The sequence below is a fragment of the Nonomuraea sp. NPDC003754 genome, assembly GCF_053605785.1.
Genome location: NZ_JBSGJX010000019.1, coordinates 62941 through 76792, shown reverse-complemented (window position 1 = coordinate 76792; position 13852 = coordinate 62941). Strand labels below are relative to the sequence as shown.

General features: G+C 74.1%; 12 protein-coding genes. 3 read left to right on the top strand and 9 right to left on the bottom strand.

What is annotated here, in order from left to right:
• Positions 1 to 68 precede the first annotated feature (68 nt).
• From ACWEVS_RS23755 to ACWEVS_RS23735, 5 genes are read right to left on the bottom strand one after another with little or no spacing between them, the layout of a single operon-like run.
• The gene (locus ACWEVS_RS23755; RefSeq protein ID WP_449918493.1) at positions 69 to 749 is read right to left on the bottom strand and encodes a response regulator transcription factor; all 681 of its coding nucleotides are present in this window, start codon (positions 747 to 749) and stop codon (positions 69 to 71) included.
• Positions 750 to 790: 41 nt separating this feature from the next.
• Complete coding sequence (locus ACWEVS_RS23750) at positions 791 to 2164, bottom strand: sensor histidine kinase (RefSeq protein ID WP_449918496.1); 1374 nt, start codon at positions 2162 to 2164, stop codon at positions 791 to 793.
• On the bottom strand, positions 2161 to 2862 hold the full coding sequence (locus tag ACWEVS_RS23745; RefSeq protein ID WP_354914324.1) for a response regulator transcription factor: 702 nt from the start codon (positions 2860 to 2862) through the stop codon (positions 2161 to 2163). Before ACWEVS_RS23745 ends, ACWEVS_RS23750 begins: the two co-directional genes overlap by 4 nt.
• A gap of 26 nt (positions 2863 to 2888) precedes the next feature.
• The gene (gene lhgO, locus ACWEVS_RS23740; RefSeq protein ID WP_452553316.1) at positions 2889 to 4043 is read right to left on the bottom strand and encodes an L-2-hydroxyglutarate oxidase; all 1155 of its coding nucleotides are present in this window, start codon (positions 4041 to 4043) and stop codon (positions 2889 to 2891) included.
• Positions 4040 to 5002 (bottom strand): NAD-dependent epimerase/dehydratase family protein, encoded by a 963-nt coding sequence (locus ACWEVS_RS23735; RefSeq protein WP_452553314.1) that lies wholly within the window; start codon positions 5000 to 5002, stop codon positions 4040 to 4042. Before ACWEVS_RS23735 ends, lhgO begins: the two co-directional genes overlap by 4 nt.
• Positions 5003 to 5211: 209 nt before the next feature.
• On the opposite strand from ACWEVS_RS23735, the gene ACWEVS_RS23730 reads away from it, so the two are divergent.
• The 3 genes from ACWEVS_RS23730 to ACWEVS_RS23720 are packed head-to-tail and all read left to right on the top strand — an operon-like array spanning position 5212 to position 6456.
• Positions 5212 to 5793 (top strand): RNA polymerase sigma factor, encoded by a 582-nt coding sequence (locus tag ACWEVS_RS23730; RefSeq protein WP_452553312.1) that lies wholly within the window; start codon positions 5212 to 5214, stop codon positions 5791 to 5793.
• On the top strand, positions 5783 to 6067 hold the full coding sequence (locus ACWEVS_RS23725; RefSeq protein WP_452553310.1) for a hypothetical protein: 285 nt from the start codon (positions 5783 to 5785) through the stop codon (positions 6065 to 6067). The genes ACWEVS_RS23730 and ACWEVS_RS23725 overlap by 11 nt, the downstream gene beginning before the upstream one ends.
• Before the next feature lie 14 nt (positions 6068 to 6081).
• Positions 6082 to 6456 (top strand): hypothetical protein, encoded by a 375-nt coding sequence (locus ACWEVS_RS23720; protein ID WP_449918503.1) that lies wholly within the window; start codon positions 6082 to 6084, stop codon positions 6454 to 6456.
• On the opposite strand, the gene ACWEVS_RS23715 is transcribed toward ACWEVS_RS23720, so the two are convergent.
• From ACWEVS_RS23715 to ACWEVS_RS23700, 4 genes are all read right to left on the bottom strand, one after another.
• Complete coding sequence (locus tag ACWEVS_RS23715; RefSeq protein WP_452553308.1) at positions 6428 to 10015, bottom strand: SCO7613 C-terminal domain-containing membrane protein; 3588 nt, start codon at positions 10013 to 10015, stop codon at positions 6428 to 6430. The two genes, ACWEVS_RS23720 and ACWEVS_RS23715, sit on opposite strands and share 29 nt — an antisense overlap.
• Positions 10016 to 10087: 72 nt before the next feature.
• Positions 10088 to 11290: a hypothetical protein gene (locus ACWEVS_RS23710; RefSeq protein WP_452553306.1), complete on the bottom strand. Its 1203-nt coding sequence runs from the start codon at positions 11288 to 11290 to the stop codon at positions 10088 to 10090.
• 7 nt (positions 11291 to 11297) lie between these two features.
• Entirely contained in the window at positions 11298 to 12578 is a 1281-nt protein-coding gene (locus tag ACWEVS_RS23705) for an MATE family efflux transporter (protein ID WP_452553304.1), read from the bottom strand.
• Complete coding sequence (locus tag ACWEVS_RS23700) at positions 12575 to 13831, bottom strand: MATE family efflux transporter (RefSeq protein WP_452553302.1); 1257 nt, start codon at positions 13829 to 13831, stop codon at positions 12575 to 12577. Before ACWEVS_RS23700 ends, ACWEVS_RS23705 begins: the two co-directional genes overlap by 4 nt.
• Between the last annotated feature and the right edge of the window lie 21 nt (positions 13832 to 13852).

Sequence of the window (13852 nt, the reverse complement as noted above, 5' to 3'; positions counted from 1 at the left end):
CCCCCACGCTAGCCAGTGGAGCCGAGCTCGTCGGGACCGCCACGACGGATTCGTGGCATTGGTCCGGCTCAGGACTCGGCCGGCGGCTCCCTGAGCACGTATCCGACGCTCCGCAGCGTGTGGATGAGGCGCGGCTCCACGTCGTCGACCTTGCGCCGCAGGTACGACACGTACGACTCGACCACGCCCGCGTCACCGCCGAAGTCGTAGTTCCACACGTGGTCGAGGATCTGCGCCTTGGACAGCACCCTGCCCGCGTTGGCCATGAAGTAGTGCAGCAGCTTGTACTCGGTCGGCGACAGGTGCACCTGCCGGCCGCCGCGCCACACCTCGCGCTCGGTCTCGTCCAGCACCAGATCGGCCACCTGCAGCCGGGCGCCGCCCACCTCCCCCCTGGTACGGCGCAGCACCGCCTGCACCCTGGCCAGCACCTCCTCCAAGCTGAACGGCTTGGTCACGTAGTCGGAGCCGAGCCCGAGCCCGGTCAGCTTGTCGTCGACCGCGTCGCGCGCGGTCAGGAACAGCACGGGCGCCTCCAGCCGCCTGGCCACCTCGAACCCGTCGAGGTCGGGCAGCATCACGTCGAGCACCACGAGGTCGGGCCTGGCCCGCTCGGCGATCTCCACGGCCTCCAGGCCGTCGGCGGCGGTCAGCACCTCGAAGCCGGAGAAGCGCAGGCTGGCGGAGAGCAGGTCGCGAATGCTCGGCTCGTCGTCCACCACCAGGATCAACGCCTCAGGTGTGTTCACCCCGCCAGCGTGCCGCAGCAGCCTGAGGAAAAGCTGAAGGGTTACTCAGGAGCGAGTGGGAGTTCGACCCTGAACGTCGCGCCCTCGCCGGGCACGCTGTGCACGACCACGCTGCCGCCGTGCGCCTCGACCAGCGCCGCGACGATGGCCAGGCCGAGGCCGCTGCCCCTGTCGTCCTCCGACCGACGGGCGCGCGCGGAGTCGGCCCGGTAGAAGCGCTCGAAGACCCGTTCGGCCTGCTCAGGCGTGAGGCCGGGCCCCTTGTCCACCACTTCCAGGAACACCGTGGCGCCGGCGGCGCCGACCCTGATGGTGACGGGCGTGTCGGCGGGGGTGTGGGTGAGCGCGTTGGACATGAGGTTGCCGACGACCTGGCGCAGCCGTACCTCGTCGCCGGAGACGATGAGGGCGGCCCCGCCCACGACCTCCAGCGAGATGCCGCGTTCGGGGGCCAGGATGCGGGCGTCGTGGACGGCGTCGGCGGCCAGCGCCAGCATGTCGACGGGCCGCATCTGCAGCGGACGCTGCTGGTCCACCCTGGCCAGCAGCAGCAGGTCGTCGACCAGCAGGCTCATCCGGCCCGCCGCGCGCTCGACCCTGGCCAGCATCTCGGCGGGATCGGCCTCGGGGTTCTGCCTGGCGTACTCGGCGAAGCCGCGGATCGTGGTCAGCGGTGTGCGCAGCTCGTGGGCGGCGTCGGCGACGAAGCGGCGCATCCGCTCCTCCGACCTGCTGGCGGCGTTCTCCGACGCCGTCCGCGCCGCGAAGGCCGCCTCGATCTGGGCGAGCATGCCGTTGAGCGCGCGGGCGAGCCGTCCGACCTCGGTGCGCGGGTTGCCGTCGGGCACCCGCCTGCCGAGCTCGCCGCCGGCGATGGCCTCCGCCGTACGCTCGATCTGGGCCAGCGGGCGCATGCTCTTTCGCACGCTCGTGATGCCCACGACGGTCAGGATCAGCATGATGCCGCCGCCGCCGAGCAGTTCGATGAGCGCCAGCCTGCGGGTGATCTGCGTGACCTCGTCCAGGTCCATGGCGATCAGCACGACGGCGTTGTCCGGGCCTCGCACCTCCTGCACCCGCCACTCGCCGTCGCCGGAGACGGCGGGCACGGTCGTCGGCACGGCCGGCGGCGGCACCGGCACGACGGGCAGCTGCCGGTGGTCTGCGTCGAGGCCGCTGACCCACGGGCCGCCCGCCTTGACGATCACGTCGGGCTCCAGCACCAGGTTCTTCAGCGCCGGGGCGCCCCGGTGCTGCACCCGCATGAGCGCCCTGGCGGCCACCACCGAGATCTGCGTGTCCACCCTGTCGATCAGGTAGGTGTGCAGGACCGAGACGCTCAGCACGCCGATGAACGTGAGCCCGAAGGCCAGCAACGCGAGCGTCGCGGCGATCAGCTTGATCCTGAGGGTCATGTCTCGGGAGGGCTGCGCAGCACGTAGCCGACACCGCGCAGGGTGTGGATGAGCCGCGGCTCCCTGTTGTCGATCTTGCGGCGGAGCACCGACACGTACGACTCGACGATGCCCACCTCGCCCCTGAAGTCGTAGTCCCAGACGTGGTCGAGGATCTGCGGCTTGGACAGCACCCTGCCCGCGTTGGCCATGAAGTAGCGCAGGAGCTTGAACTCCGTCGGCGACAGCGACACCGGCCGGCCGCCGCGCCACACCTCGTGGCTCTCCTCGTCGAGCTCGATGTCGGCGAACGTCAGCCGGGGCGGCGGCGCCTGCGGGTCTCCCGCGGTACGGCGGAGCACCGCCCGGATCCTGGCCACCACCTCCTCCAGGCTGAACGGCTTGGTGACGTAGTCGTCGCCGCCGATCGTGAGCCCGCGGATCTTGTCCTCCGTCTCGTCCCGAGCGGTGAGGAACACCACCGGCGTGCCCTGCCCGCTGCTGCGCAGCCGCCGCACGACCTCGAACCCGTCCAGGTCGGGGAGCATCACGTCGAGCACCACGAGGTCGGGCCGGTGCCGCTGCACGGCGGTGACCGCGTCGAGCCCGTTCTTCGCGGTGGACACGTCGAAACCCGCGAACCTCAGGCTCGCGGCGAGTAGCTCGAGGATGTTCGGCTCGTCCTCGACGATCAGCAGGCGTGCTTCCACGGCGTCCATAGTGGCCATCACATCTAAGAATGCCCTTAACGGGCGAGTGCTGGGACAATCCCCGCGATATGCCTGGCTATCGCCAGGCTGGACGTGGCGGCGGGAGAGGGCGCGTTGCGCACCAGCGCGATCCGGCCGTGGAGGTCGACCACGAAGTCGTCGACCATGCCGCCGTCGCGGGAGACGGCCTGGGCGCGCACGCCTCCTTCGGTGCGCGCGAGGTCGGCGGCGGTGATAGCCGGGACGTAACGCCTGGCGGCGCGGACGAACGCGCCCTTGACCGCCGAGCCGTACAGCTCCCGCAGGCCGGTGCGCCAGTGGCGGCGCGCGAGCCTGCGGGTGCCCTCCCAGGTCAGCAGCGCGCGCACGTCGCCGAGCACGGCGTTGGGCCCGACCAGCACCTCGCCGTCGATGCGCCGGGTCAGGTGGACGCCGAGGAACGGGTAGCGGGGGTCGGGCACCGGGTAGATCAGGCCGCGCACCAGGTCCTTGGCCGACCCGGCCAGCGCGTAGTACTCGCCCTTGAACGGCACGATCCGCACCTCGCCCGGCTGTCCCGCCATCCTGGCGACGGCGTCGGTGCCGAGCCCGGCGCACGCCACGAGCCGGTCGAAGGCGAACTTCCGGCGACCGGCCAGGACCTCCACCGCGCTCGCGGTCTCACGGATCGCCCTGACCGGGTGGGCCAGCCGTACCGAGCCGCCCAGCTCGGCCACGTCGCGAGCGAGCCGGCGGGCGACGGCGGGGAAGTCGGCGATCGCGGTGTGCGGCGAGTGGACGGCGGCGATGCCCACCGCGTGCGGCTCGACCTCGCGCAGGGCCAGCGCGTCGAGCTCGGCGATGCCGGGCACGCCGTTGGCCCTGGCCCGCTCGGCGAGCGCGCGCAGCGCGGGCCGCTCGGCCGCCGTGGAGGCGACCACGAGCTTGCCCACCTCCTCGTACGGCAGGCCGTGCTCGGCGCAGTACTCCCGCAGCAGCGCCATGCCCTCCCGGCACAGGGTGGCCTTGAGCGAACCCGGCTGGTAGTAGATGCCGGCGTGGACGACCCCGCTGTTGTGGCCGGTCTGGTGGGCCGCGACCCGGTTCTCCCCCTCCAGGACGATCACCTCGGCGCCTCTGGTGCGCGCGAGCTCCCGGGCGACGGCCAAGCCGACGATGCCCGCTCCGATGACGCCGATCCGCTCTGTCATATGGTCAAGTGTCCTTCAGCGATGAGCCATCTCACCGTGTCCGCCACGGTGTTCTCCACGGGTCGCAGCGAGACCCCCAGCTCGCGCAGCGTCGGGACGTCGTCGGTGGGGACGAGCGTCAGCATGATGTCGGCGGCGTCGCGGGTCAGCGGGTGGTCGAGGGGCACGACGCGTTTCAGCGCGTCGAGCGTGGAGCCCGTGGCTCGCAGCAGCGCGCCGGGGATCCTGAAGCGCCGCACCCGCCGTCCCGTGACGTCCTCGCAGAGCGTCGCCATCTGCCCCCAGGTCAGGAAATGTCCGCCTAACAGGTAGCGGCGGGCGCCCTTGCCGGGGGTGAAGCACCGGGCGAGCGCGACGGCCAGGTCGCGCACGTCGAGCACGTTCACCCCGCCGGGCACGATCGGCCAGCCCTGCCTGAGCCCGGCCCTGATGCCCTCGTTGAGCGCGTCGAGCGTGGGCTGGCCGGGGCCGACGACGCCGCCGGGGTAGACGATGGTCACGCCGTCGAGATCCCTGGCGTAGCGCTCGCCGTACAGCTTGGTCATGCCGTAGGCGTTGCGCGGCCTGGCCAGCGGGCTGTCCACGGTGATGACGGGGTGGCTGGGCGGCACGAACACCGCGACGGTGGACAGGTGCACGATCGGGTCCAGCCCGAGCTCCACGGCCTGGGCGAGCACGTTCTTCAGCCCGCGGACGTTCGCGCCGTGCAGGTCGACCTCGTGCCCGGTCACGCCGATGTCCGCGGCGGCGTGCAGGACCGCGTCACACTGTGCCAGTGCCTTCCGTACGGCTTCCGCGTCCGTGATGTCCGCCTGGTAGAGGACACCGGGTACCTTGACCACCTTCTTCACCTTTTCCGGATTTCTCACCAGAAGAAGGCACTCATGGCCCGCCTCGCGCAACGCGACGACCGCGTGGGAACCGATGAAGCCCGACGCACCCGTCACCAACACGCGCATGCTCTGGAAGCTAGCGCTTGGATGTTTGCCGTCTCAAGTGCCGGACGGCGACGGTGAATCCTTTCGCGACCGAAACGCCTCTCATAGATGTCCGGCCACCGCGCCGGACCCGGATCCGGAGGTTGTCATGATCGTTGGTGCCGTCATCGCCGCGGCCGTTCTCGTCTGCACGTGCTCTGTCGTCGTGCTGCGCCGAAGGAGCCGCTCGCGTGGCTGACCGTGCCTGGCCCGACGACGTGCTGATCGCCGCCGCCCAGCGTGGAGACGTCGAGTCGATCACCGCGCTGGTCTCCGGCTCCCACCCGCACGTACGGCGATTCGCGCATGCCCTGTGCGCCTCGCCCGAGGACGCCGAGGACGCCGCGCAGGAGGCGCTGATCATCCTGTACCGGAAGATCGGGATGCTGCGCGCCTCCGGAGCGCTGGCCTCGTGGATGTTCCGCATCGTCCGCAACGAGTGCCTGCGTCAGGCGCGGCTGATGCTGCGGCAGTTTCCGCCGGCCGAGGACACCCCGTCATCGGCCGGCACGGCCCTGCGGTCGGCCGAGGACGAGGTCCTGGGCCGCCTGGAGGCCGAAAGGGTCGCGGCGGCGATCGCCGCGCTGCCCGACGACCAGCGCCGCGTGCTGATCATGCGAGACGTCCAGGGCCACAGCGGGCGGATGGTCGCCGACGCGCTCGGCCTCAGCACCGCCGCCATGAAGTCCCGGCTGCACCGCGCCCGCGCCGCGGTTCACGACACACTGCACGGCACCCTCGACACCGCCATCGGAGGCGATGATGACCACTGACGATCGAAGCTTCGCGAGCGCGTCGGTGCCCCGGCACCTGCTCCGCGGGGTGGTGGGGTTCGGCGCGCTGATCGGGTCGCTCGCGCTCGTTCCCGCGTTCGGCCTCGCCGCCCTCCTGCTCGCGCCGGTCGGGCTGCTGGCCCTGCGCGGCTGCCCGACCTGCTGGGCGATCGGACTCGCGCAGACCATCTCCAGAGGCCGGTTGCAGCGTTCCTGCGAGAACGGCACGTGCGAGCTGACCGTCGCCCCTCCACGGTCGCACAGTCGAACATGAGTACGATGAGTCTCATGTACGTCCCGCCGGAGTGGCCGCCCGAGGTCCGCCCGCCCAGCGTCCCCGACTGGGAGACCTCGGCCGTGGCCTGGCTGCTCGACGCCGTACCGCCCGACTACCGCGGCTACGAGGTGCTCCGCCGCCACCCGATCGCCCTGGCCAGGATGGCCGGCCACCACGTCGACTCGGCCATCGCGGCGGCCAGGGCCGGCTACCGGAGCGCGGCCGTCGACCTCAAGGACCGGCTGCCGCCGCACGCCGTCGAGGCGGTGCTCGACGTCTACCGCGCGGAGGGGCCGCGCCTGGTCCGGCTGGCCCGCTCGATCAGCGTCGTCGAGCGGGCCCTGCGCGGCGAGGCGTTCACCGCAACCTTGCGACAGCGTCCCTGAGCCTGCGCACGTCCCGCTTGCGCGCCTCGTAGGTGGCGCCCACCACCACGAGCAGCAGGCCGCCGAGCGCCATCGGCACCCACCGCGGCACCACGCCGAACAGATCGGCGATCCACGGCGCCAGCTCCCGCACCGCCACCACGGCCACCGTGAGCGCGCCCATGACGGTCGGCGCCTGCAGCCGCCACCTGGCGCCCGCCAGCGTCACGGCCAGCGCCGCCGTACCCAGGAGCAACGCCCTGAGCGGGGTGGCCGCCTGCACCAGGCTCGGCCCGAACGCCAGCGCCAGGCCCGGCCCGTACACCGGCCACGAGGACAGCGCCCTGCCGCGCGCCCCCCACCAGCCGGCGACCAGCAGCAGCACCGCGAACGGCAGCGTGTAGGCCTCCACCACCCGCACCTCGAACGCGGCCGCCACCGCGACCACCTCGCCCGCGACGAGCGCCCCGGACAGCACCGTCCAGCCGAACCGCGCCCGCCCCGTTCCGCCCGCGACGCCGCCGGGGCCTCGGACGTCCGCCCACAGCAGTCCGGTGAGCGCCGCGACGGCCGCCAGCGCGGGCAGCACCGCAAGCGTCGCCGCCTGCACCGCCAGCGCCCAGCCGAGCGCCAGCGACCCGAGCCACAGCGCGGCCCCCGCGCTCCCCCGCCTGACCACCGCGTGCCCCGGCCCGCGGGCCGCCACCGCCGCGGCGGCCGCGGCCCCCAGCACCAGCAGGACCAGCACCACCGGGTACGGCACGCGCACCGTCACCGGCACCACCGCCAGCGCGACGGCGCCCGCCGGCACCCCGAACGCCGGCCGGGTCGCCAGCGCCGCCACCGCCACCGCCACGCCGACCGCGACCAGCGCCAGCGGCCTGCCCCCTGCGAAGGCCGGCGCGCCACTCCACGCGTCCACCACCGGCAGGTACGCCCCCAGCGTCCCGACCAGCACGTCCCCGACGATCAGCACGGCCGCGACCGCCATCAGGACCGCCGTCACCCGCCCGGTGAACGCCGCCCATGAGCCGTCCCGCCCGGCGCCCCCCAGCAGCGTCCCGCCCGCAGAAGCACCACCGCCCCCCAGCACCCCAGGACGACCGCCACCCGGCAACACCCCCGTGCCGCCACCGGGCCCCACCGACCCCGGATGACCGGCACCCGGCATGACCCCCGGCCCACCGCCAGGCCCCACCGGCCCCGGGTGACCGGCACCCGGCATCACTCCCGGCCCACCGCCAGGCCCCACCGGCCCTGGGTGACCGTCGCCCGGCGTCACCCCGGGACTGCCGCCGACCTGCCCCGGCCCGGGACGATCGGCGCCCTCGCCCAGAGGACCCGATCCCAGTGCTCCCCCGGAGTCACCCCCCTGCGTCCCGGCGCCCGCGAGAGCGACCGGCCCCTGAGGCGGCGACGCCGCCGACGACTGCGACGGTGCCGATCCCAGCACCGGTGGCGCGCCTCGCGTGCCGTACCAGCCGAGCAAGGCCAGCGCCGCGCCCACCGCGAGCCCCGTCGCCGCCGCGTCCCTGGGAACCACGCCCAGGCCGTCCAGCGCCAGCCACACCAGCCCCGTGCCCGCGAACGACGCCCCCACCAGCGCCGCGGGCCGCCGGTACAGCGCGCCCCACGCCACCAGCAGCACTCCCAGCACCACGTAGGCCACGGCCCGCTCGTTCAGCGACCACAACACCGCGAGCCCGCCGGAAACCCCCGCCGTCCACGCCCACGGCGCAGCACCCCCGACGATCCCCGCCATCCGCGCCCGAGAACCACCGGCCACCGGCACCCCGCCGGGCCCCTCCGCGCGCGCGGCTGCCCGTTCCGTCCCCTCCGTGCCCGCGGCTGGCCGTCCCGTTCCCTCCGTGCCTGCGGCTGCCAGTTCCGTTCCCTGCGCGGCTGCCCGTTCCGTCCCCAGGAGCGCCGCGGCGAGCGTGCACCCCACCGCCACGACCAGCTGGACGGCCACCACCGCCGTGTACGGCAGCCCGTACGCCACCGGCGCCACCAGCACCGCCGCCACCAGGGAGACCGGCGCCATCCACCGCACCCTGCCCACGATCAGCGGCACCGCCGCCAGCAGGACGAACACGACGGGCGCCGACCGCACCATGACGAGTGTCCCCAGACGGAAGGACTCGTCCCCCATCACCGGCGCCTGCAGCAGGGCCAGCAGCGCCTGCGGCACGACCGGCACCGCGCTCACCAGCGCCAGGCCCACCCCGGCATAGGCGTAAGGCGCGCGCAGCCGTACCGGAAGCCACCTGGCCGCCGTCGCCACCGCCAGCGCGGCCACCGTGTACGGCACCACCCGCCAGGCCGACGGCAGCGGCTCGATCAGCAACGCGCCCGCCGCCACGACGAACGCCGTCGCCGACCCGACGGCCGCGACGCCCCTGCCGACCGCCTCGTCCGACCGGAACGCGACGTACCCGCCGACCGCCGCCAGCACCACCAGCCCGGCCGCATGCCACGGCCTGTGGGTGGCGAACGACGCGAGCCCGGCCCCCATCAACGTGACCGTCCCCATGACGGCCAGGCACACCGTGGCCGTGACGCGTGCCGCCCGGCCGCGCGCGGCCGACGTCCAGATGGCGGCGTCGAGGGCGACCGTGGCGGCCAGCGCCCCGCTCGTCCAGCCGCCGCCGTGGCCGATCGACAGCAGCGGCAGCGGCGCCTGCAGCAGCACCACCGCCAGCGGCATCGGCACCTTGAGCGGCAACACCCTGCTGTAGCCGGCCGCCGCCGCGGCCACCACCGCGAGTGTGGCCGCCGTGTAGTCCCACCCGTCCAGGCCGCCGACCAGGCCGACCCTGCGCGCCGCGTACCCGTCGAGCAGCATCAGCGCCAGCCCGAGCACGCCGATGGTCTCCGCGGTCGCGTTGAGCCCGCGCCTGAGCAGCAGCGCCGGTACGGCCAGCGTCACCCCGGTCAGGCCCGCCAGGATGGCCGCCCTGCCGCCGATGCCGAGGTGGCCCCAGCTGACGACCGTGAACACGATCGCCGCCACGGCCAGCATGAGGCCGCCGAGGATGAGCAGCACGTTCTGCGCCGTCCGCTTCGACACCTCCGGCCGCGCCGCCTGCCCGGGACCGCCGGCACCCGTACCCCCCGGCACCCAGCCACCCGCGCCGCCGCCCGCACCACCGCCGGCACCCGCACCCTGCGCCCGGCCGCCCGCGACCGGCCCCGCGGGCCCGCCGGCTCCCGCCACCCCCGCACCGGCGCCTGTCCCCGCATCCCCCGTCGGCCCCGCGCCGGCTCCCTCCTGGCGGCCCGGAGAAGCCGAGTCGCCGGCGAAGGCTCCCGCGGGACCCGGATCGACGCCCTGGGGGGCGACCCCCGGCGCGGGCCGTTCCGCCTGCCCCTGGAACCGGGCGCGGTCGGCGCGCAGGAGGGAGAGCAGGTGCTCCCGGCGCGCGTTCAGTTCCGCCTCGCGCGCCCTGAGACCCGCCAGCGCCCCGTCGACCTGCCAGAGTTCCACCGCTACCGGCCCCGCCAGCGGCAGCGCGCACCGGGGGCAGGCCGTCACGGGCCCGTGGAGGGGAAGCCCGCAATCAGGACAGTTCACGTGCATGCGGAGAACAATGCCGCACCCACTTGATGATCGCTTGCGTCTCGCTACTCAGATACGCCTGAGCATCCCGACTCAGCGCGTCTTCCTGGCGATGAACGTGATCACACCCGTGGCGCCCAGCGCCACCGCCAGCCACAGCAGGATGTCCCGTCCCGTGATCCCGCCCGGGGCGTCCGCCGCCGTTGCCGAGGCGGGCGTGCTCTCCTGGTCCTCCGCCGGTTCGGCCGCCTCCTCGGCCCGCGCCGACGGCGAGGGGGACGGCGACGGCAGCGCCTTGGCGGGCAACGGCACCCGGTAGACCGGGCTGTCGGCGCCCTCGGTTCCCGTGAGCAGCGCCGTGCCGTCCCGGGTGTAGGCGATCGACTCCGCCTGGTCCATCGCGGGCATCGACACCTTCGCCAGCTGCTCGTCGAACCCGCTGAACACGGTCGCGGAGAAGTAGGTACGGATGACGAAGCTCGACCCGTCGGGCGCGTAGGCCGCGTCCGTAGCCATGATCGGCGCGGAGCCCACCTTGCGCAGGACGTTCGTCCCGCTCGCCCGCAGCCGCCTGGGCGCCTCGTAGATCGCCCCCGCGAACTGTTTGGTCACCACGTACAGCCGGCCGGTCTTCGGGTTGACCATGATGCCCTCGGCGTTGTGGCCGCCGTCCTCGTAGGTGAACCGGTAGCGCACGGCGGGCAGCGTCGCGTCGCGCAGCGTGCCGGGCTCCATCACCTTGTAGACGGAGATGTCCGGCCAGGCGCCGTCGAAGTTGTCGCCGATGTCGGCGAACCACAGCACGCCTCGCCCTGTCGCCGGATCCCTGCTGGCGGCCATCGCCTCCCAGTCACGCGCCTGGGCGCCCCGCAGGGTGAAGGTCGCCTTGGTCTTCCCGTCGTCGTCGAGCGCGTAGAAGACCGGCCCCGCGTCGCTGTCGTTGTGGGTGTAGACCACGCCCTCACGGGTCGGCGAGAGCGCCAGCCCGCTCGACTCGGTGATCCGCGGATCGGAGATCCTGAACGCGACCGTCTCGCGCTCCCCCTCCGCGGGAGTCCCCTCAGCGGCGGGACTGCCCGCGGCAGGGGTCGCCGCGGCGGGACGACCCTCAGCCAGGCTCCCCTCGGCGGCAGCAGGAGTCACCTCGGCGGGCGCGAGAAGCCCGGGCGTGGAACCGGCAGCCGTGGACACGGCGGGTGCCGGGACCGCGGGCGTACCGACGGCGAAGGCAGGAGTCACCGGCAGCACGACCGCCACCCCGACCCCAGCAAGCGTGCGAACCAGGACATCCCCCATCCGCCCATCATGCCCCAGCAGTGACCATCCCTATCCGCGCGCTGTGCCGCAAGAACCCGCCGCCCTGCAGCAGGACCAGCACGACGTTCATCACCAGCACCGCCGTCCACAACCCCGGCAACCCCGCGAACCCCGCCACGGGCACCGCGACGCCCGCGAGCATGCCGTACCCGAGGAGAAAGCACCCCAGGCTCCAGCTCGACCGCTTGAGCGCGGTCAGCCCGAACCCCATGACCGCCTGCCAGCCGTCGGCGACCGACGCCGGCACGAGCAGCGGCAGGAGCGCGAGCGCGGTGTCACGCACGCCCGCGTCGCTGGTGAACAGGCCCATCAACGGCTCGCCGAAGGCCAGCAGGCCCACCGCGCCGACGCCTGACGCGGTGACCGCCAGCAGGACGGCGCCCCTGTTGACCCGCCTGGCCCGAGCAGCGTCGGCGGCGCGGGCGATCTCCGGAACAGACGCCTGGGCGACCGCGAGCGCCGCCACCATGAGCAGCCCCGCCAGCGATCCGAGGAGGGCGTGCGCCGCCGCGTTCCGCGTGCCGGTGCCGGCGGCGGCGTAGGTGACGACGGCCAGGGCGCCGAACTTGACGAGCGTGGTCGCCGACAGCGGCAGCCCGACCCGGGCCAGTTCGGCGATCTCCCGCGGCCTCGGACGGCCGGGCCGAAGGGACTGCCCGCGCAGGCCCGGCACGCGCATCAGGGCGAGATTCGAGACGAGCATGCCGGCGGCCGCCGAGCCCAGCGCGGCGAGGCCGACTCCTCCGACGCCGAGCGACGGCGCCAGCACGACGATCAGCGCCACCTCGACCGCCGTGGCCGCCAGCGCGGACCACAGCACCTGACGGCTACGGCCCAGCGCGATGAGGACCGAGTTGGCGCCGCCGCCCGCCGCCAGCACCACGACGCACGCCGCCAGCAGCCAGGGCAACGCGCCCAGCTCGGCGACGACCTCACCGGGCGCGCCACTGGCCGTCGCGATCAACGGCACGCACGTCATGACGGCCGCGCCCAGCCCGCCGACGCCGTAGGCGAGCCAGCGGGCGTCCTTGAGCACGGGTAACGCCGCCGCGGGGTCGCCGGTGTGCGGCGCGACGAACGGGACCATCCCCCGCACCGCGCCCGCCACCGCCGCGACCACCGGGTTGTACACGGCCAGCGCCAGCGCGAGGGCCGCGAGCGCGGCGGCCGACCGGTTGCCGAGGACGGCGCTGCCGACCAGGTGCGCCACCATGCCGGAGACCATCGACAGGAAGAGGGGTACGGCGGCGCCGATCAAGGCCTTCACGAGACGACATGCCTATCAGCCGTGACCGACAGAAACGCGAGCCCCTGCAGGGCCACCAGCAGCAGGTGGGTGGCCAGCACGGCCGTCCACAGCCCTACCAGTCCCCAGGCGCCCACCACCGGCCCGGCGGCGACGACCAGCAGGCCCCAGCCGACGGCGACGGAGCGCAGGCTCCGAGCGGACCTCTTCATCGCGGTCAGCGCGAAGCCCAGAACCGCCGACGCCGCCTCCGCCATGCTCGACCCGAGCGCGACCATCACCACCGCGGACACCTGCGCGCGCACCGCCGGGTCGCCGGTGAACAGCCGAACCAGCACGCCGTCGAAAGCAAGCAGCAGGCCCGCGCCGGCCGCCGCTGCCGCGCCTGCCAGGGTGAGCGCGACGCGCGCGACGCGCCGTTTGCCGCAGGCCCCGCCGGCGCGGGCGATCTCCGGAACCGCCGCCTGGGCCACGGCGAGCGCGGGCACCATGAGGAACCCGGTCAGCGCGTAGACGATCGCGTGGGCGGCGGCCCCCGTGGCACCGGTCCTGGCCGCCGCGTAGGCCAGGACGCCCAGCCCCGCGAACTTGATCAGCATGGTCGCCGACAGCGGAAGGCTGACCCTGGCGATCTTCCTGATCTCCCGCGGGCGCGGCCGTCCCCTGCCGATGGGCCGGCCCAGCACGCGGCGCAAAGCGTGGTTCGCCACGGCGGCACCGGCCAGCGACGAGCCGAGGTAGGCCAGTCCCGCGCCGGCCGGCCCCCACCACGGCACCAGGACCGCCACCAGCACCACCGCCGCGGCCGTGGCCGCGACGCCTGCCCGCAGCACCTTCCCGCCGTGGCCGAGCGCGACGAGCACGGTGCTCACGCCGCCGTTGGCCGCGCCGACCAGCAGCGAGCACGCCAGCAGGTACGGCAGCGCGCCGAACCCCGTCACCGCGGCCCCGCTCACGGCGGCGACGAGCGGCACGCAGGCCACCGCGAGGGCGCCTGCCGTACCGATGGCGAGGGCGAGCCAGCGGGCGTCCCGCAGGACGGGGATCGCGGCGACGGGCTCGTCCCTGTGCGGGGCCACGAAGGGCGCGAGTCCCCGCAGGCCGCCGATGACGGCCATCGAGGCGGGCTGGTGGACGGCCATGGTCAACGCGAACGCGGCCAGTGCCGATGTGTCGTGGCGGCCCAGCGTGGCGGTGACGACGAGGGAACCGGTCAGCCCGGTGACGGACGACAGCAGGAGGGGAAGCGCGGCGCTTGCGAGGAGTCGGTACATAAACGCACGATCCCGAGGCGA

What these genes read in the sequence shown, in the direction of transcription:
- ACWEVS_RS23750 (WP_449918496.1), bottom strand. Translation starts at nt 2,164, where the DNA reads ATGACCCTCAGGATCAAGCTGATCGCCGCGACGCTCGCGTTGCTGGCC.
- ACWEVS_RS23710 (WP_452553306.1), bottom strand. Translation starts at nt 11,290, where the DNA reads ATGGGGGATGTCCTGGTTCGCACGCTTGCTGGGGTCGGGGTGGCGGTC.
- ACWEVS_RS23700 (WP_452553302.1), bottom strand. Translation starts at nt 13,831, where the DNA reads ATGTACCGACTCCTCGCAAGCGCCGCGCTTCCCCTCCTGCTGTCGTCC.
- ACWEVS_RS23745 (WP_354914324.1), bottom strand. Translation starts at nt 2,862, where the DNA reads ATGGACGCCGTGGAAGCACGCCTGCTGATCGTCGAGGACGAGCCGAAC.
- ACWEVS_RS23725 (WP_452553310.1), top strand. Translation starts at nt 5,783, where the DNA reads ATGACCACTGACGATCGAAGCTTCGCGAGCGCGTCGGTGCCCCGGCAC.
- ACWEVS_RS23735 (WP_452553314.1), bottom strand. Translation starts at nt 5,002, where the DNA reads ATGCGCGTGTTGGTGACGGGTGCGTCGGGCTTCATCGGTTCCCACGCG.
- lhgO (WP_452553316.1), bottom strand. Translation starts at nt 4,043, where the DNA reads ATGACAGAGCGGATCGGCGTCATCGGAGCGGGCATCGTCGGCTTGGCC.
- ACWEVS_RS23720 (WP_449918503.1), top strand. Translation starts at nt 6,082, where the DNA reads ATGTACGTCCCGCCGGAGTGGCCGCCCGAGGTCCGCCCGCCCAGCGTC.
- ACWEVS_RS23715 (WP_452553308.1), bottom strand. Translation starts at nt 10,015, where the DNA reads ATGCACGTGAACTGTCCTGATTGCGGGCTTCCCCTCCACGGGCCCGTG.